General features: G+C 41.2%; 16 protein-coding genes and 1 tRNA gene. 9 read left to right on the top strand and 8 right to left on the bottom strand.

Going from position 1 to position 16,111, the window contains the following annotated elements; translation table 11 throughout:
- The first annotated feature begins 334 nt into the window (after window positions 1-334).
- On the top strand, window positions 335-751 hold the full coding sequence (locus ACWXWT_RS16160) for an LEM-3-like GIY-YIG domain-containing protein (RefSeq protein WP_456042604.1): 417 nt from the start codon (window positions 335-337) through the stop codon (window positions 749-751).
- Window positions 752-786: 35 nt separating this feature from the next.
- Window positions 787-1,182, top strand: a complete 396-nt coding sequence (locus tag ACWXWT_RS16155) for a hypothetical protein (RefSeq protein WP_456042603.1) — start codon at window positions 787-789, stop codon at window positions 1,180-1,182.
- Between the two features lie 188 nt (window positions 1,183-1,370).
- On the opposite strand, the gene ACWXWT_RS16150 is transcribed toward ACWXWT_RS16155, so the two are convergent.
- The 5 genes from ACWXWT_RS16150 to rpsU form a co-directional block, all read right to left on the bottom strand.
- Window positions 1,371-1,447 (bottom strand) — tRNA-Ile (locus ACWXWT_RS16150).
- Window positions 1,448-1,631: 184 nt separating this feature from the next.
- Complete coding sequence (gene rpoD, locus ACWXWT_RS16145; protein ID WP_456042602.1) at window positions 1,632-3,464, bottom strand: RNA polymerase sigma factor RpoD; 1,833 nt, start codon at window positions 3,462-3,464, stop codon at window positions 1,632-1,634.
- 150 nt (window positions 3,465-3,614) lie between these two features.
- Window positions 3,615-5,342, bottom strand: coding sequence for a DNA primase (gene dnaG, locus ACWXWT_RS16140; protein WP_456042601.1), 1,728 nt, complete (start codon window positions 5,340-5,342; stop codon window positions 3,615-3,617).
- An 89-nt stretch (window positions 5,343-5,431) separates the two neighbouring features.
- Window positions 5,432-5,875, bottom strand: a complete 444-nt coding sequence (locus tag ACWXWT_RS16135; protein WP_456042600.1) for a GatB/YqeY domain-containing protein — start codon at window positions 5,873-5,875, stop codon at window positions 5,432-5,434.
- Window positions 5,876-5,882: 7 nt separating this feature from the next.
- Window positions 5,883-6,098: a 30S ribosomal protein S21 gene (gene rpsU, locus ACWXWT_RS16130; RefSeq protein WP_006080725.1), complete on the bottom strand. Its 216-nt coding sequence runs from the start codon at window positions 6,096-6,098 to the stop codon at window positions 5,883-5,885.
- A 270-nt stretch (window positions 6,099-6,368) separates the two neighbouring features.
- Between rpsU and tsaD the strand changes: the two genes are divergently transcribed.
- A complete protein-coding gene (gene tsaD, locus ACWXWT_RS16125) occupies window positions 6,369-7,385 on the top strand; it encodes a tRNA (adenosine(37)-N6)-threonylcarbamoyltransferase complex transferase subunit TsaD (protein ID WP_456042599.1) in 1,017 nt (338 codons plus the stop codon).
- Between the two features lie 40 nt (window positions 7,386-7,425).
- Here the strand turns inward: tsaD and plsY are convergent, their stop codons facing one another.
- Window positions 7,426-8,019 (bottom strand): glycerol-3-phosphate 1-O-acyltransferase PlsY, encoded by a 594-nt coding sequence (gene plsY / locus ACWXWT_RS16120; protein ID WP_456042605.1) that lies wholly within the window; start codon window positions 8,017-8,019, stop codon window positions 7,426-7,428.
- Between the two features lie 280 nt (window positions 8,020-8,299).
- Between plsY and folB the strand changes: the two genes are divergently transcribed.
- From folB to ACWXWT_RS16100, 4 genes are all read left to right on the top strand, one after another.
- Window positions 8,300-8,653: a dihydroneopterin aldolase gene (gene folB / locus ACWXWT_RS16115; protein ID WP_456042598.1), complete on the top strand. Its 354-nt coding sequence runs from the start codon at window positions 8,300-8,302 to the stop codon at window positions 8,651-8,653.
- 72 nt (window positions 8,654-8,725) lie between these two features.
- Window positions 8,726-9,241 (top strand): 2-amino-4-hydroxy-6-hydroxymethyldihydropteridine diphosphokinase, encoded by a 516-nt coding sequence (gene folK / locus ACWXWT_RS16110; RefSeq protein WP_456042597.1) that lies wholly within the window; start codon window positions 8,726-8,728, stop codon window positions 9,239-9,241.
- Window positions 9,242-9,288: 47 nt separating this feature from the next.
- A complete protein-coding gene (locus tag ACWXWT_RS16105; protein WP_456042596.1) occupies window positions 9,289-10,089 on the top strand; it encodes an undecaprenyl-diphosphate phosphatase in 801 nt (266 codons plus the stop codon).
- A gap of 105 nt (window positions 10,090-10,194) precedes the next feature.
- Complete coding sequence (locus tag ACWXWT_RS16100; RefSeq protein WP_456042595.1) at window positions 10,195-11,037, top strand: putative RNA methyltransferase; 843 nt, start codon at window positions 10,195-10,197, stop codon at window positions 11,035-11,037.
- Window positions 11,038-11,299: 262 nt separating this feature from the next.
- Here ACWXWT_RS16100 and ACWXWT_RS16095 read toward each other — a convergent pair whose 3' ends face one another.
- On the bottom strand, window positions 11,300-11,566 hold the full coding sequence (locus ACWXWT_RS16095) for an Lpp/OprI family alanine-zipper lipoprotein (protein WP_124017059.1): 267 nt from the start codon (window positions 11,564-11,566) through the stop codon (window positions 11,300-11,302).
- Between the two features lie 278 nt (window positions 11,567-11,844).
- The gene (locus ACWXWT_RS16090) at window positions 11,845-13,077 is read right to left on the bottom strand and encodes a multifunctional CCA addition/repair protein (RefSeq protein ID WP_456042594.1); all 1,233 of its coding nucleotides are present in this window, start codon (window positions 13,075-13,077) and stop codon (window positions 11,845-11,847) included.
- A gap of 130 nt (window positions 13,078-13,207) precedes the next feature.
- On the opposite strand from ACWXWT_RS16090, the gene ACWXWT_RS16085 reads away from it, so the two are divergent.
- Both ACWXWT_RS16085 and ACWXWT_RS16080 read left to right on the top strand, forming a co-directional pair.
- On the top strand, window positions 13,208-14,887 hold the full coding sequence (locus tag ACWXWT_RS16085) for an AAA family ATPase (protein WP_456042593.1): 1,680 nt from the start codon (window positions 13,208-13,210) through the stop codon (window positions 14,885-14,887).
- Window positions 14,887-15,930 (top strand): general secretion pathway protein GspB, encoded by a 1,044-nt coding sequence (locus ACWXWT_RS16080; RefSeq protein WP_456042592.1) that lies wholly within the window; start codon window positions 14,887-14,889, stop codon window positions 15,928-15,930. Before ACWXWT_RS16085 ends, ACWXWT_RS16080 begins: the two co-directional genes overlap by 1 nt.
- Window positions 15,931-16,111 lie beyond the last annotated feature (181 nt).

The raw sequence follows: 16,111 nt of genomic DNA, 5'->3' as shown, positions 1-16,111 counted from the left end.
CTCTCAGGTATTCCACTTCTGTGTTACATCGATTTAAAAGGCAACAACCATTTCTACATCAATGTGCCTTGAATTGAAAAACCTGAGAGACTCTGAACTGACCAGATATTTAATGGGATTGGTATTAATATGAAAGGACAAATTCTCAGACAGGCTAAGTGTCAGCTAAATTGTGGAAGATTATCATTCATATTATGAATTGGGGTGAGTGTTATTCGATCTTTCCAGTTTGTGATTTTTAGCATGATTAACTCCATGACATTGATATCATGAAGTTAATATGTGTTTAACACTGTTTCTATTACGCCATCATAGTTTGACTACAGGAATATTTATGTACAAACCAAGCGACATATACTCGAATAAACTATCTCAGGCTTTAAAAAAATGTGGTCAATATGTATACGGCTATTATGAGGAAGGGAGCCATGTACCTTTTTATATTGGGAAAGGTACGAATAGTAGAGTCCTAGACCATTGGAAAAAGGCGTTGTCTTACCCTGAAAAGGACCATGAAAAAAAGATTCGAGATATCCTCGAAGCGGGTAATGCACCTCAGATCAAGCTTTTAGCCTATAACTTAGATGAATCAAAGGATGAGATATATTCGGTAGCAGAAAGAGTTCTGCAAGATGCTTTTGGTATTCAATCTGTATGGAAAAAAACTAATGGAAGTGAGAGATTAGAAGATATTCCTGCTTTCTTTTGCAAAAGCGTGAGGACTCCGCTAAGTCACCAAGCTTATCTTTAGATGCCGTCATTAGTAGAGCTGATATTTGCGGAGTCTTGGATAAAAGCTCTTTATTTAATATTTCTAACAAAGAGAGTACACCTATTTTGATGGTTGGATTATCTAAAACATACCACCCTAAATATCATCAAAGTCAAGTAGGTGAGATGGCTCGCATGTATTGGGATTTGAATAAATTTTCGAACACTTCTTTACCAAAACTTCTTGGTAATAAAGCATTTCTTGTTGCTTGGTCTTCAAAACTAAATGGTAAGCCTATGGTTATTGGGGCATGGTGTATTGCCGCTGGCGAGGCTATTTATCACGATAATTCAGGTCGCTATGAGTTCCCAATAAAAGATGACAATAGGGTAAGACAACTATTTATGGGTAAAAGATTAGAAGGAACCGGAAATAGTTGGCAAGGTCCACGCATTTATGTCCCAAGCTAAATGACTATACTTCGAACGTCTAAATCCTAGAGCGCTGAGTCTGTCGCATGGCGGTCGAGCCTTTGTTGTAGTGGTATGGTTAATTTTGCCACCTAATAAGGGGGGTTATCATGCTACATATTTGCTACACAGAACTCCAGAAACGAAAAAGCCGTAGCAAGTACTAACCTGCTACGGCTTATCTGAATTGGTGGCCCCTCACAGACTTGAACTGTGGACCTGACGATTATGAGTCGTATGCTCTAACCAACTGAGCTAAGGGGCCGACTTAAGATAGTCGTCACTATCGAAAGCGGTGAAAGTATACGAAGTTTGTTGGCGCTTGTCACCCGTGTTTTGAGTACTATTTACTTATCTTGTTTCAACTGGTTATCTGTTAAGCAATTCTGTGATATTTGGACATAAAAAAACCTGCCGCAGCAGGTTTTTTTTGAGATATGTCAGTAATCTTATTCGTCTAAGAATGACTTTAAGATTTCTGAGCGAGAAGGGTGGCGTAATTTACGCAACGCTTTGGCTTCAATTTGACGAATACGTTCACGTGTTACGTCAAATTGTTTACCCACTTCTTCTAACGTGTGGTCAGTATTCATATCAATACCAAAACGCATACGCAGCACTTTGGCTTCACGAGCTGTTAGGCCTGCTAGCACTTCGTGTGTGGCGTTCTTTAGACTTTCACTTGTTGCTGAGTCTAATGGTAGCTCGAGGGTGGTATCCTCGATAAAATCACCTAAATGCGAATCTTCATCGTCACCGATAGGGGTTTCCATTGAGATTGGCTCTTTAGCGATTTTCAGTACCTTACGAATTTTATCTTCAGGCATCATCATACGTTCTGCTAATTCTTCAGGAGACGGCTCTCGGCCCATTTCTTGAAGCATTTGGCGTGAAATACGGTTTAGCTTGTTGATGGTTTCGATCATGTGTACTGGAATACGGATCGTACGTGCTTGGTCGGCGATTGAACGCGTAATAGCCTGACGGATCCACCATGTTGCATAAGTTGAGAACTTATAACCACGGCGGTATTCAAACTTATCTACTGCCTTCATCAAACCAATGTTACCTTCTTGGATTAAATCCAAGAATTGTAAACCACGGTTGGTGTATTTTTTGGCAATAGAAATAACCAAACGTAAGTTGGCTTCAACCATTTCTTTTTTAGCACGGCGCGCTTTTGCTTCACCGATAGACATACGACGGTTAATGTCTTTAATGCCTGCGATGGTTAAGTCTGTTTCTTCTTCAATAGAAGCCAGTTTTGTTACACAACGTGCAACATCGTCTTCTATCATGCGTAAACCTTCAGCGTAAGGCTTACTGCTTTCTTTTTCTTTGTTGAACCAATCTAAATTTGTTTCGTTGCCAGTAAACGCTTTAATAAAGTTTTTCTTTGGCATTTTAGCTTGTTCTACACAAAGCTTGATGACTAAACGTTCTTGAATTCGTACGCGGTCCATCATGTTGCGCATGCTTTTCACTAAACGGTCAAACTGTTTAGGAATTAAGCGGAATTCTTTGAATAATTCACCGATAACAAATAACGAGCCAATTGCTTCTGGGTGGTCACGACCTTTTACTGCGATAATGCCTAAGCTTTTTTCATAGGCTTCTCTAAGTTGAGTGAATTTTTCTTTGGCTTCTTCAGGATCGGGTCCTTTGTTGCCTTCTTCCTCTTCTTCATCGTCATCATCGTCGTCATCGTCATCATCGTCATCAGTGTCAGCTAATTCTGAACCAACATTGGTGGCGGTAGGTGCGACGTCATCGTCGTCAGGATTGATAAATCCAGAGATAATATCAGACAAGCGTAATTCGTCAGCTTCATACTGGTCGAATTGCTCTAAGATCATTGCGATCGCTTGTGGGTATTCACTGACAGAGCTCTGTACAGTGTTAATACCTTCTTCGATACGTTTAGCAATAACAATTTCGCCTTCGCGAGTAAGTAGCTCTACCGTGCCCATTTCACGCATATACATACGGACTGGATCTGTGGTTCGGCCTAACTCACTTTCTACGGTTGCGAGAGCTGCCGCTGCTTCTTCTGCAGCATCTTCGTCTGTGTTGTCTTCCGACATCATCATGTCATCGGCATCTGGCGCTTCTTCAAAAACGCGGATACCCATGTCATTTATCATCTGGATAATATCTTCAATCTGATCGGAATCGACCATGTCTGCAGGTAAGTGGTCGTTCACTTCTGCATAGGTTAAGTAACCTTGCTCTTTACCTTTAGCGAGCAACAGTTTAAGTTGCGACTGCGGAGTGTGATCCATAGATATCATCCAATTTTGGGTAACTGATAAAACGATAGGCCAATTAGCTGTGCTAAGTGGCGCGCAAATCGTCAATTATAGCTGTGTGGACTAATCTTAGCTAGTCCATGGCAGTGTTTGTACGCAGATTCTTCACGAATAAATTGCGTATTATTTTGCGATGCCTTTCATAATAGAAATCAGCTTTGTTAACTGTATTTTTTCAACTTTCGTCAAAGTCTGTTTTAGACTTAATTCCTGATATCGCTGTTCAATATATTGATTATTCAACCAAATCAGGGTTTGCTTAAACTCTGGCAATACGTTTTCATCCGCCACTTGATGATCCCATTGGGCTAGCTTAATTAGAGTGCTTTTTTGGTCATGCTCTCTATGCAATTCAAGTAGTTGTGCGCTGTTTAACGTTTGCTCTCGAGTTATATCTAACAAATGCTTGAGCAATTCTATGCCGGTCATTTGTAATCGATTCAGTGCTGGTTGTATGGCCAAACCAAAGCCTAAACTCGGGTTTTGCACCAGCAGGGCAATGGCCAATCTTAATGGCGTGCCGCGGCCTTGTAGGCCTTTAATATTGAGTGGTTTTGTCTGTTTTACAGAAAAACCTAATTTTTTCTTTAAATCTTCGCTACTGTTCATACCTAATTTATGTGCTAAGTTTTCCAGCAATAAATTTTGTAGGACGGTATCTTGTACCTTTTCAATTAGCGCAATGGCTTGCTTGGCTAATGCCCCTTTATCGGTACCGTGGTTTGCACTTAATGTGTCAAACAAAAACTCTGGCAGTAACATGGCTTTTTGCATTAAGGCTTCAAAAGCCTCTTTGCCAATTTTTCTGACCATAGTATCTGGATCTTCACCTTGCGGCAGAAACATAAATTTAACTTGGTCACCTGGTTTTAGCAGGGGTAATGCTGTCTCGAGTGCTCGCCACGCTGCTTCGCGGCCTGCTCTGTCGCCGTCATAGCAACAAATAACTTGTTTTGCACTACGTACTAAAAGCTGAAACTGTTCCGCTGTAGTCGATGTACCTAAAGATGCGACGGCATAATCAACCCCAAATTGGGCGAGTGCGACGACATCCATATACCCTTCAACAATTAATACATGCTGCGGGTCACGGTGTTTCTGTTTTAGCTCATATAAACCATAAAGTTCATTACCCTTATGAAATATGGGCGTTTCTGGAGAATTCAAGTACTTTGGGGTGCCATCACCCAAAACTCTGCCGCCAAATCCAACAACACGACCACGACGATCGCGTATTGGGAACATTAATCTGTCACGAAATCGGTCATAGCGTTTACCGCTATCATTGGCAATTAGCATACCTGCTGTTAATAATTTATCTTGGGCGGGCACATTTTGCCTGTAACGACCCAGTAGACCATCCCAACCATCGGGTGCAAATCCAATGCCGAACTGCTCAACGATTTCATTCGATAATCCGCGAAACTCAAGATAATCGATGACTTTTTGTTTGTCTGTATGCTGCCTAAGTTGGCTTTGATAGAAGAGGTTGGCTTCTTCCATCAGTTCGTATAAGTCTCGACTTAATCCTTGATCGGGTCTTTTTCCTGTACCTTGTTCTCGTGGTACGGTAAGACCAAGTTGACCTGCAAGCTCTTCAATGGCATCAACAAATTCTAGACGATCATATTCCATGACAAAATCAATAGCATTGCCATGGGCACCGCAGCCAAAGCAGTGGTAAAACTGTTTGTCTCTGCTGACGGTAAAAGAGGGTGATTTTTCACTATGAAAAGGACAACAAGCCGAGTGATTTTTACCCGCTTTTTTCAACGGCACTTTACGATCAATCAGATCGACTATGTCTATTCGAGCTATTAGCTCATTGATAAAATCACGAGGTATGGCCATTGATTGCTGTTGCTCTCGAATTTACTTTATCAATTGATGTAAACAAACAAGCCGTGCAGGTGCACGGCTTATTCAACATTAAAAATTGATTACTTCAATTTTGTGCGGATCATTGTACCTATGGCACTCATATCTGCACGACCTTGAACTTTAGGTTTTAATGCTCCCATTACTTTACCCATATCCGCCATGGATGCTGCACCAACGTCAATAATGGTTGCATCGATAATCGCTGCAATTTCATCTTCAGTTAGCGGCGTTGGCAAAAAGTGTTCGATAACTCGAACTTCTTCTGCTTCGGCTGCAGCCAACTCCGGACGATTAGCTGCTTCATATTGAGCAATTGAATCACGGCGTTGTTTAACCATTTTGGTTAATACAGCTATGGTCTGGTCATCAGTCAGAGTTTCGCGGGTGTCCACTTCAATCTGTTTGATGGCAGCAAGTGCCATACGAATTGTTCCTAAGCGCACTTTTTCTTTAGCGCGCATGGCTTCTTTCATTTGCTCTTTAAGCTGATCGGTTAAGTTCATAATGAGATTAATATAAACGTACGCGACGTGCGTTTTCGCGAGAAAGCTTCTTAGCTAGACGCTTAACTGCAGCAGCTTTTGCACGCTTACGAGCAGTAGTTGGCTTCTCGTAGAATTCACGAGCACGCACGTCAGCTAAAATACCAGCTTTTTCACAAGAGCGCTTGAAACGACGAAGAGCTACGTCGAATGGTTCGTTTTCACGTACTTTAATAATTGGCATACGCCATCACCCCTTAGGTGTAGTTTTGTTGGAGGAGTAAATCGACTAAACATTTTTAGCGACTTAACTCAAACCAAAGGCTATTTAAAATGGTGCGGAATTTTACACCGATGGATAACCATTTGTAAACCCCTTGGTTGATTTTCTCTTTGGGTTTGGGGCAACTGTTTCTTTTTTTTAAACTCTGTAACCTTTAATACTGAATTATTGGAGTATTTAGATTGAGACGGGTAGAATTAGCGGCCTTATTTTTAATGAAGACGAGAGATTATGCGGGTTATTGGTATTGAAACCTCCTGTGACGAAACTGGTGTTGCAGTATATGACGATAAACTTGGTTTATTGTCACATGTGTTATACAGCCAAGTTAAATTACACGCCGATTACGGTGGTGTGGTGCCTGAACTTGCTTCTCGTGATCATGTTCGTAAAATTGTACCTTTAATTAAACAGGCTTTATCAGAAGCTAATTCAACCCTAGATGATATCGATGGTGTGGCTTATACCAAAGGTCCTGGGTTAATTGGGGCTTTGCTTGTAGGGGCTTGTGTTGGACGCTCTTTAGCTTATGCCTGGGGAAAACCTGCTATTGGTGTTCATCATATGGAAGGGCATTTATTGGCCCCGATGTTAGAGGATGACGCACCAGAATTTCCTTTTTTGGCTTTGTTGGTGTCTGGTGGTCATTCAATGTTAGTGCAAGTTGAAGGTATTGGTCGTTATCAAGTATTAGGTGAGTCTGTTGATGATGCCGCTGGTGAAGCATTTGATAAAACGGCCAAACTGATGGGGTTAGATTATCCTGGTGGGCCACGTTTAGCTAAACTTGCGCAAAAAGGCTTACCTGTAGGCTATAAGTTTCCGCGCCCAATGACGGATAGGCCTGGATTAGATTTTAGTTTTTCAGGATTAAAAACATTTACGGCCAATACTATTGCTGCTGAACCAGATGATGAACAGACTCGTGCCAATATTGCGCGAGCATTTGAAGAAGCCGTTGTTGATACCTTGGCAATAAAATGTAAGCGAGCCTTAAAGCAGACGGGTTATAAACGCTTGGTGATTGCTGGAGGTGTAAGTGCTAATACTCGGTTACGTGGGTCATTGGCTGAGATGATGACTAAGTTAGGCGGGCAAGTTTATTATCCTCGAGGTGAGTTTTGTACCGACAATGGTGCCATGATTGCCTATGCCGGTTTACAGCGTTTACGTGCAGGGTTTACCGAAGATTTGGCTGTTAAAGGTCGACCTAGATGGCCTTTAGATACATTGCCTCCAGTTGATTAAATTGGCGAGCTAATGCTTAACGGTAATATTAAACCTAATACTATTCAGTGTTAGGTTTTTTTATGCTCTTTTTACGCGACACTTTACTTTCTTTACCAATGCGTAAACGACCAATGTTGTCTTTGTGCCGAATTAAAATAAGCGTTGATAACATGGCAACTGGAAGTATAAAACGTTCGTCAAGCCACCAAGTGTAAAAAGGCGCTAAAGTGGCCGTTGCCATTGCGGCGACAGATGAATAGCGTGTGAGTAGCACAAACACAATCCATGTAAAGATTAGGCATAAGGCTAAATCTCCACCAATGGGAGCCATGGCGCCAAAGGCTGTTGCAACACCTTTTCCCCCTTTAAAACCAAAGAATATAGGGAATATATGCCCTAAACAGGCACAGACTGCAATAAAACCTAATGAGGCAGCATCAAGGCCAATTTTGTAGCCCAAATAAGAAGGTAGGGCGCCTTTAAGCATATCGAAAAAAAGCACCATAGCAGCAGAACTTACGCCGCCAATACGCAGTACATTAGTGGCGCCAGGATTACCGGAACCGTTGGTGCGTGGGTCGGGTAAACCTCTTATTTTACATACCAATATGGCACTTGAGATCGAACCTGCTAAGTAGGCGGCAATGATCATCAATATTGTGACAGTAACGGCGGTCAAATTGGTTTCCTTACTCTTCTTAGGGTATTATCGCGCATTGATTCGTGGGACAAGTCGTTTTTTAGTGTCCGCTGAAGCAGCCTTCGCACTAACATTAACGATTTTCGTTAGTGTTAATTGAACAACAGCGCTTATCCTACTGCTTTAATTCATTAGGAAAAAGGTTAAATGTGATTTAAAAGCATATAATCGGCAATAAAGTTTGATTAACATGATATTAAGTCTTTTAACGTCACTTAAGGTAGGAATTTATATGGATAAAGTACTCATACGCCAGTTGGCCGTAGAGACCGTTATTGGTATCTATGAGTGGGAAAAAAAACTCCATCAAACATTGCTTATCGATTTAGATATGGCGTGGGACAATCGTCTCGCTGCGGCAAGCGATACCTATGAACATGCCTTATGCTATGAAACGGTATCAAATCGTATAACGGCGTTAATTACTGAAAATCCAATAGAGTTGATTGAAACGGTTGCTGAAATGATCGCCCATTGCCTACAAGATGAATTTAATGTGCCGTGGGTTAAAGTGGTGGTGATGAAACCTGGGGCGATTCCTCATGCTGCCTCTGTTGGTGTAGAGATTGAGCGCGGTAGTATTTAACCTGAACTCGCGATAAGAGAGCTGGTTATTTAAGTTTTATTTTCTTTTTATTGTTGAGTATTAGGTCAGTCAATGGCACGCATTTATATTAGCTTAGGGACAAATATTTCACCTGAGCACCACCTTAAAGCTGGTTTGGTGGATTTACAGCAACATTTTGGTCCATTGCAATTATCCCGTGTGTTTGAGAGTGAATCAGTAGGGTTTAAAGGCACTAATTTTTTAAATATGGTGGTGGCAGCAGATACTGATTTGTCGATTGCGCAGGTTGTGGCAAGGTTTAAACAAATCGAACAAGACAATGGCCGTATTCGTGGTGAGAAAAAATTTAGCCCAAGAAGCCTTGATATTGACTTGTTACTTTATGACGATGTGATTTGCGATCTCCCCGTAAAGTTACCCCGAGGCGAAATTCTGTATAATGCGTTTGTATTATGGCCTTTGGCTGAATTAGTGCCTAGTTTATGTCATCCGGTGACGTTACAAACTTATGAAACCCTTTGGCAAAATTATGATAAGCAGTGTCAGCAATTGTGGCCTGTTGCATTCACGTTCCCCGAAGAATTACTATCAGAAGAATCGTATTGATAGACCTCTAACCGCTACCCTAACTGCTATATCTAACAAGGAAAAATATGGAAACGTTTCAAGTTATTCTGTTGGCACTTATTCAAGGTTTAACTGAATTTTTACCTATTTCAAGTTCTGCTCATTTGATATTACCTTCACAGATTTTAGGCTGGGCAGATCAAGGGTTATCGTTTGATGTTGCAGTAAATACCGGATCTTTATTTGCGGTTATTATTTATTTTCGTCATGAGATAGTTGCATTAGCTAAAGCGTGGTTCAGCAGCATTGCCAGTAAACAGCAAACGCAAGAAAGTAAATTGGCATGGTGGATTATTTTAGCCACTATTCCTGCGGTTATTGTCGGTTTTACCGCCAAAGATTTTATTGAAACCCATTTTAGAAATACTTTGGTTATTGCAACAACCACAATCGTATTCGGTTTGTTATTGTTATTGGCTGATAGAATGTCAAAAGCACAATTAAGTGAGTTTCAAATGGGCTGGAAAAAAGCCTTACTCATTGGTTTAGCGCAAGCTATGGCATTGATCCCTGGGACCTCTCGTTCTGGTGCAACAATGACCGCAGCGTTAATGTTAGGCTTAACACGAGAAGCCGCCGCCAGATTTTCGTTTTTAATGTCGGTACCTGTGAGCTTTGGTGCGGCGTTATTAGTAACAAAAGATTTACTTCAAAGCCCTGCGCCAATTGATTATCAGGCACTTGGTTTGGGTATTGTGGTGTCGTTTATTGCCGCCTATTTATGTATTCACTACTTCTTAAAGTTTATTAGTAAAATCGGCATGACTCCGTTTGTGTTATATCGCTTTGCACTTGGTGCGATTTTGCTAGGATTGCTCTATCTTTAAGATTAGCAGTTAAACGACTTTTATTTGCATAGCGGGTAGGCTTACCATAAGAGGTATTTCTACCCGTTTTTGTTTACCATCTTTTAATTAACTATCAGTGTAATTATGACTTTATCTTTACTATGTCCAGTGTGTTCTGCTCCACTCAATCAACATCAGGCTTCATCGGGATTTTATTGCGACAACAAACATCATTTTGATAAACACGCTAATGGTTACTGGCCACTGCTGAGTAAAACAAAGGGCAAAGGTAAGGCGCAAGTTGAGTCTCGCCAACAAATGCGCGGGCGGCATTTTTTATTAGAATCGGGTTTGTTTGCCCCGTTAATTGAACAACTTCGAGCTGTAATGCTGGACTTATGTGCATCATATGGTGATACACCATTGCAGCATATCGATTATCAATGTGCCGATGGGTATTATTTACGCCAGCTTGTTCCTGCATTAGTTGAAGCCAATATAACGTGTCAGCACTGGGGAATTACTGATGCTGAGAATGCTATATTTGCAGCCGCAAAATCTGAAACGCCAGCCAATCTATTGTTGTTGGCATTAAAAAAATTGCCTTTTGCTTCGCAGTCAGTCGATATCGTGACTGTGCTGGATTCAGCGTTAAAGGGAAAAGAATGCATTCGGATATTAAAAGATGATGGTCGAATTGTATTGTTGCAGCCTGGTATTAGGCATTTGTGGCAAATTAAACAACAAGTTTATCCGGACTTAGTGGAAAAAACGTTGCAATTGAACTTACCCAACGATATAGAAATTGATAAGCAGCAACAAGTGATATTTAGCCAATCAGTTACGGGTGAGCAGGCATTAACATTACTTGATATGTCGGTATTTGGTTGGCGTGCGAACGATCAGTTAAAGCATCAAATTAAGTCGACTGCAATTAGTGATTTAGAGTTTGATTGGCAGATTATCACCCTCAAGAAACGCTTATAAAAATGTAAAAGCTGATGGAAAGCGATGACAAGCGATAAGGGCAACAAGGCACTGAGATCCTAAGAGCTAGGCAGCTTCGCGGTTAAATGTTAAATAGTGAAAAAGCTGGTGTGGATAGGCTATAGGTGTTTCGCTTGATACCATTTTTAAAACTAACACAAATAATTAAGGCTTGATGTTGAAGTACTACTTATCGTAGTGGTATCAACAATCAAGCCCTAATAATCAACCTATTAAATAAGCTAATTTTTAATAGCTATTCTTACTTTTTGTAAGAAGAAGCCATGTTGTCTAAACGGTCGTTAGCACGTTTAGCTTCGGCTTGTGCGTCCATAGAAGCAGCTTTAGCGCCTTTAACATCGGCAGATAGCTTGCTTTGCTCAGACTTTAAAGAACCAACTTCTGCTGATAGTTGATCAACTTTGTTACCTAGGTTTGCTACGCTTTCTTCTAAAGCTGTAGTGTTAGCACAACCACCTAATAAAGCAGTCATCGCAACACCAGCAATCATCAGTACTTTCTTGTTCATGGGTAAATCCCTTAATATATAGGTTGTTAAATAGTGCAACGGCATGTGCCTTTGCAACGGCGTAATTATGTCACAGTTTTTTTTATTTGCTATAGGCAAATATAAGATTATTTACTTAAAATAGCGAAATAAATGAAAATTGCAAGTCAACTAGGCTAAAAGCATCATTATTTACCGATTTTATAGAAATCTTAGTGATTTATTGCTAATTGATGGCAAAAAAATGCATTTTTTCGCTTTTTATCATAAATACGACACTTATTGTTGTAACACGATTTTTAGTTTTTAACCATTTGTAATTTATAGTCATTAATTATTTCAGTGCGCTTTAGCTGTAATTGGCTTTTTATCTCGGCTCCTTGGTAGCCTGCAGCAATTATTGATTGCACATCAACTTCACTTGCCAGTTGATAACAATGTTGTAAATATTCTGCTTGTGGATACAAAGCTTGTTCAAATCCAGTTCGTCCTTTTATGTCGCCATGACAACATAATAATAAATCGGTTAGGCGTGTGGGCTTACGCCAAAAATCGGCTTTATCGAATATTTTAATGATGGTGTCGGCTCTGAGTTCAAATGCATTATGGATATTCTGGTGTTGGCCGCTGACCAAGAGTGCTAAATCACGATATTCATTGGGTACTCGTAAGCGCTTGCATAAGCCTTTGATCAGCGGTAAGCCTTTTTGACCATGACCGTGATGTTTAGGCCAATCTTGTTTCGCAGTCATGGCTTTGCCTAAATCATGTACCAATGCGGCAAAACGCACGGCTTTATTGGTACTCAATAGGCTGGTTTGCTCAAGTACCATAAGTGTATGAATGCCTGAATCAACTTCTGGGTGCCATTTCTCTGGTTGTGGTACACCAAACAACGCGTCAATTTCAGGAAATAACACTGTTAATGCCTGGCATTGCTTTAATACCTCGAAAAAAATGTGCGGGCTTTGGCTGCTTAATGCTTTATCGCACTCTTGCCATACTCGTTCAGGCGTAAGGTGATCGAGTTCGCCATTATTGGCAATGTTAGTCATTAATTGTAAGGTTTCGGGGGCAATGGTAAAGCCTAAGTGATGAAACCGTGCCGCAAAACGGGCAACTCGAAGTACGCGTAATGGATCTTCAATAAACGCATCAGAGACATGACGAAGTATTTTGGCTTTTATGTCTGCAATTCCGTTATAAGGATCATAAAGAGTACCGTGTTCGTCTTGTGCGATAGCGTTAATGGTTAAATCACGGCGTAATAAGTCGTCTTTAAGTGTGACTTCTTTGCTGGCATTGCAGCTAAAACCTTGGTAGCCATTACCTGTTTTTCGTTCTGTTCTGGCTAGTGCATATTCTTGCTGAGTTTTGGGGTGTAAAAATACCGGAAAGTCTTTGCCGACCTGTTGATAACCTAATGCCTTCATTTCTTCAACGCTGCTACCAACAACCACGTAATCTTTGTCGACGACAGTTTGTTTTAAAAGGGTATCGCGGACGGCCCCGCCTACTAAATAAATCTTCATGGCGTATCACAACGTGTAATAATAAGTGGCTTAAATATTACCAGAGTTAGATTTTTACGGCTAACTTTTGACAAGCTGTGATACAAGCATTAACGTGAGCCGTCAGTTTCAAATAAGGATTGTTGGTCGAATGTATAAAGCCTTCTATGGATTAAACGATAACCCATTTTCTATTGCGCCTAACCCTCATTATATGTTCTTAAGTGACCGTCATCGTGAAGCGTTAGCTCATCTAACTTATGGATTGGGAGAAACCGGTGGGTTTGTATTGTTAACGGGTGAGGTTGGTACGGGTAAAACCACCGTTTCACGTTGTTTATTACAACAAATTCCCGATAACACCGACACTGCGTTTATTCTTAACCCATCATTGACCGAGCTAGAGCTCTTAGCTACGTTGTGTGATGAGTTGGAAATTAAATATGGCGATAGTCCTACCTTAAAACAGCTGACTGATTTGATCAGTATGTATTTATTGAATAATCATAAAAACGGTCGTAATACGGTGCTGATTATTGATGAAGCCCAACATCTTCGTTCTGAAGTGTTAGAACAGTTGCGCTTATTGACCAACCTAGAAACCAATACTAAAAAACTGTTGCAGGTGATTTTAATTGGTCAGCCTGAATTACAACAACTGTTGAAGCGTCAAGACTTACGTCAGTTAGCGCAACGGATCACCGCCCGTTATCATTTGTTACCGCTAAATAAAGATGAAATTGCTTTGTATGTGCTGCACCGTTTGCAGGTTGCTGGTCGGCATGAGCCACTTTTTACACGTAAAGCAATTGCGGCATTGCATAAGCATTCAGGCGGTATCCCACGTTTAACCAACTTACTGTGTGAGCGAGCATTAATGGCTGGTTATGGTCAAGCTAAGGTGCCGATTGATCACAAAATGGTTAATAAAGCAGCAGTTGAAGTGTTGGGTGATATTGATGTGTCTAGCGATAAACGTTGGCCATTTATCGCTGCAACAGCCTTAGTGTTGGCATTTGGCTTATCATTTTATTTGTTTAATCGCACGATGATTGATGACAATGTTAACGTGAGTGCGATGCCGCTCGATAGCCAAATGCGCCAACCTCAAAACGAGCAAAGCTTGACGGTTCAACCGAGTGTGGTAAACCAAGCCGTTACGACCCAGACACCACAATCACAAGTTAACACACCTGCCCCAGCCGTTAATGCCCAGCAACAAATCTTGCGCCAAGCTATGTTGCAAAGCAGCAATATTGATAATGCGTTTGCTGGTTTATTTGGTTTGTGGAATAAACAGCCCATTATGGGATTGTCTGCTTGTCAGGCCGCGCAACAACAAGATTTAGCCTGTTACCAACAACAAGGTAACTGGTACAGTATTATGCGACTGAACTATCCCGCGGTAGTGTACTTGCAGGACGCACAAGCTAATGTGTTTTATGGGGTAATTGTTGAACGTCAAGCTGAGCAGATTTTATTGCAATTGAACGAACAACAATTTTGGGTGAACAAAGATTGGTTTGATCGTCATTTTAGCGGTACTTTCGAAATTTTGTGGCAACCAGACAGCGTATTGCCGCGGGAGATCAGTCAATCTTCAAGTTTGGCACAGGTGCAGTGGCTTGAAAATAGCTTAGCCATGATAAACCAACGTCACGCACGCTTACTCACCCAGTTTGACAGTGAATTAGTGCAACAATTAATGCAATTTCAACGTCAGCACGGGCTAAAACCCGATGGTATTGCCGGTAATCAAACCTTGGTGCAACTTAATTTATATTTGAGTCAGCAAGGGCCAAGATTAACCGCCTCTGAGGTGCGCAGTTAATGTCGATTCTATTAGATGCGGTTAATCGTAAAAAGCAGCAACAAGGTGATGTTGCCGATATTATGTCGACACCATCGCCGCAAAGTTCATCATCTATTCCATCGCGCAAGCTGAATAAATATAGTGTGCTGGCGGTTGCAATTGCCTTAGGTATTACTGCCGCTTGGGGGATGAGTATGTTATTTCAACCTACGTTGACGCCGTTCGTTAAGGGGGAGGGCCACTCTGTACCTGTCGCCGTCGCTGTTAGGGTAAGCCCGCCTGTCAACGTTTCGACCGTTGAAAAGGTTGAGCCGATTGCGCAATATAATGACGGTATTCGCTTAGCGGGTAAAGTGGCTTTGCCCATTGCAAAACCGTTTAATCATTCAGTAATAACAACACCTGTGGTATCTGGTTATCAGGCCAATGGAGCTCTTTCTGCTGTGGTTGAACCATTCAAGCAATTAAACGATGCTCAGCCAAGTTCTCGGCAAACTGGCTCTCAACAAGTTAACGGTAACGTTGTGCAAGCTAACCACATTGATGATTCACAAGTTAGTCATCGTCAGCAAGTACAGCAACAAGAACCCATCGTACTAGGTGCAAATGCTAATCGTCGTGGTTTGGCTGAGCTGGAAGCACTGCGCTTGCAAGTGAATACTGCTGCAAAAGAAGTTGATTTTGCTTCAGTTAAAGCGCCATCAATAGATGAGCACAATAATTTGATTGCAGCCTTTGAAACGGCATTGAAAGATGTTGAATTTGAACAATCGGCAAGCCAACAAATGACGGAAGAAAAGCTAGACCCTATTCCTAGACCGAGTAATCAGCAAATCCCTAAATACGGTGACTTACCTGCCAGTGTACAGTTGCAAGTGCCTGAGTTTACTATTAATGCTCATGTGTATTCGACAGTGCCAAGTAATCGTTGGTTAAATGTTGATGGAGTGGAATTACAGCAGGGCGATATGATTAAAAATACACTGACAATTGTTGAAATTAGGCCGCGAGATGTCGTGTTAGAAATTAACGGTGAGCAATTTAGGGTTCCGGCTATTTAGCATGCTTGTAATGTCAGTCGAGTTTGGAAAAATAAACATAAAAAGGCGCAGATAGCGTAATGCCGATCAGTTAAGCGGTAATGCTATAAAAACTGAACAGATCGGTTGACCGATCTTTTCAGTCTGCGAAAATCCGATAATCTTTATTATCGGATTTTTTTATGGAACTCTCTGAAGCCCT

It is taken from the genome of Shewanella sp. A22 (assembly GCF_053850585.1).
Note: the sequence above shows the minus strand (reverse complement) of the source record. Positions and strands in the feature narration are given on the sequence as shown.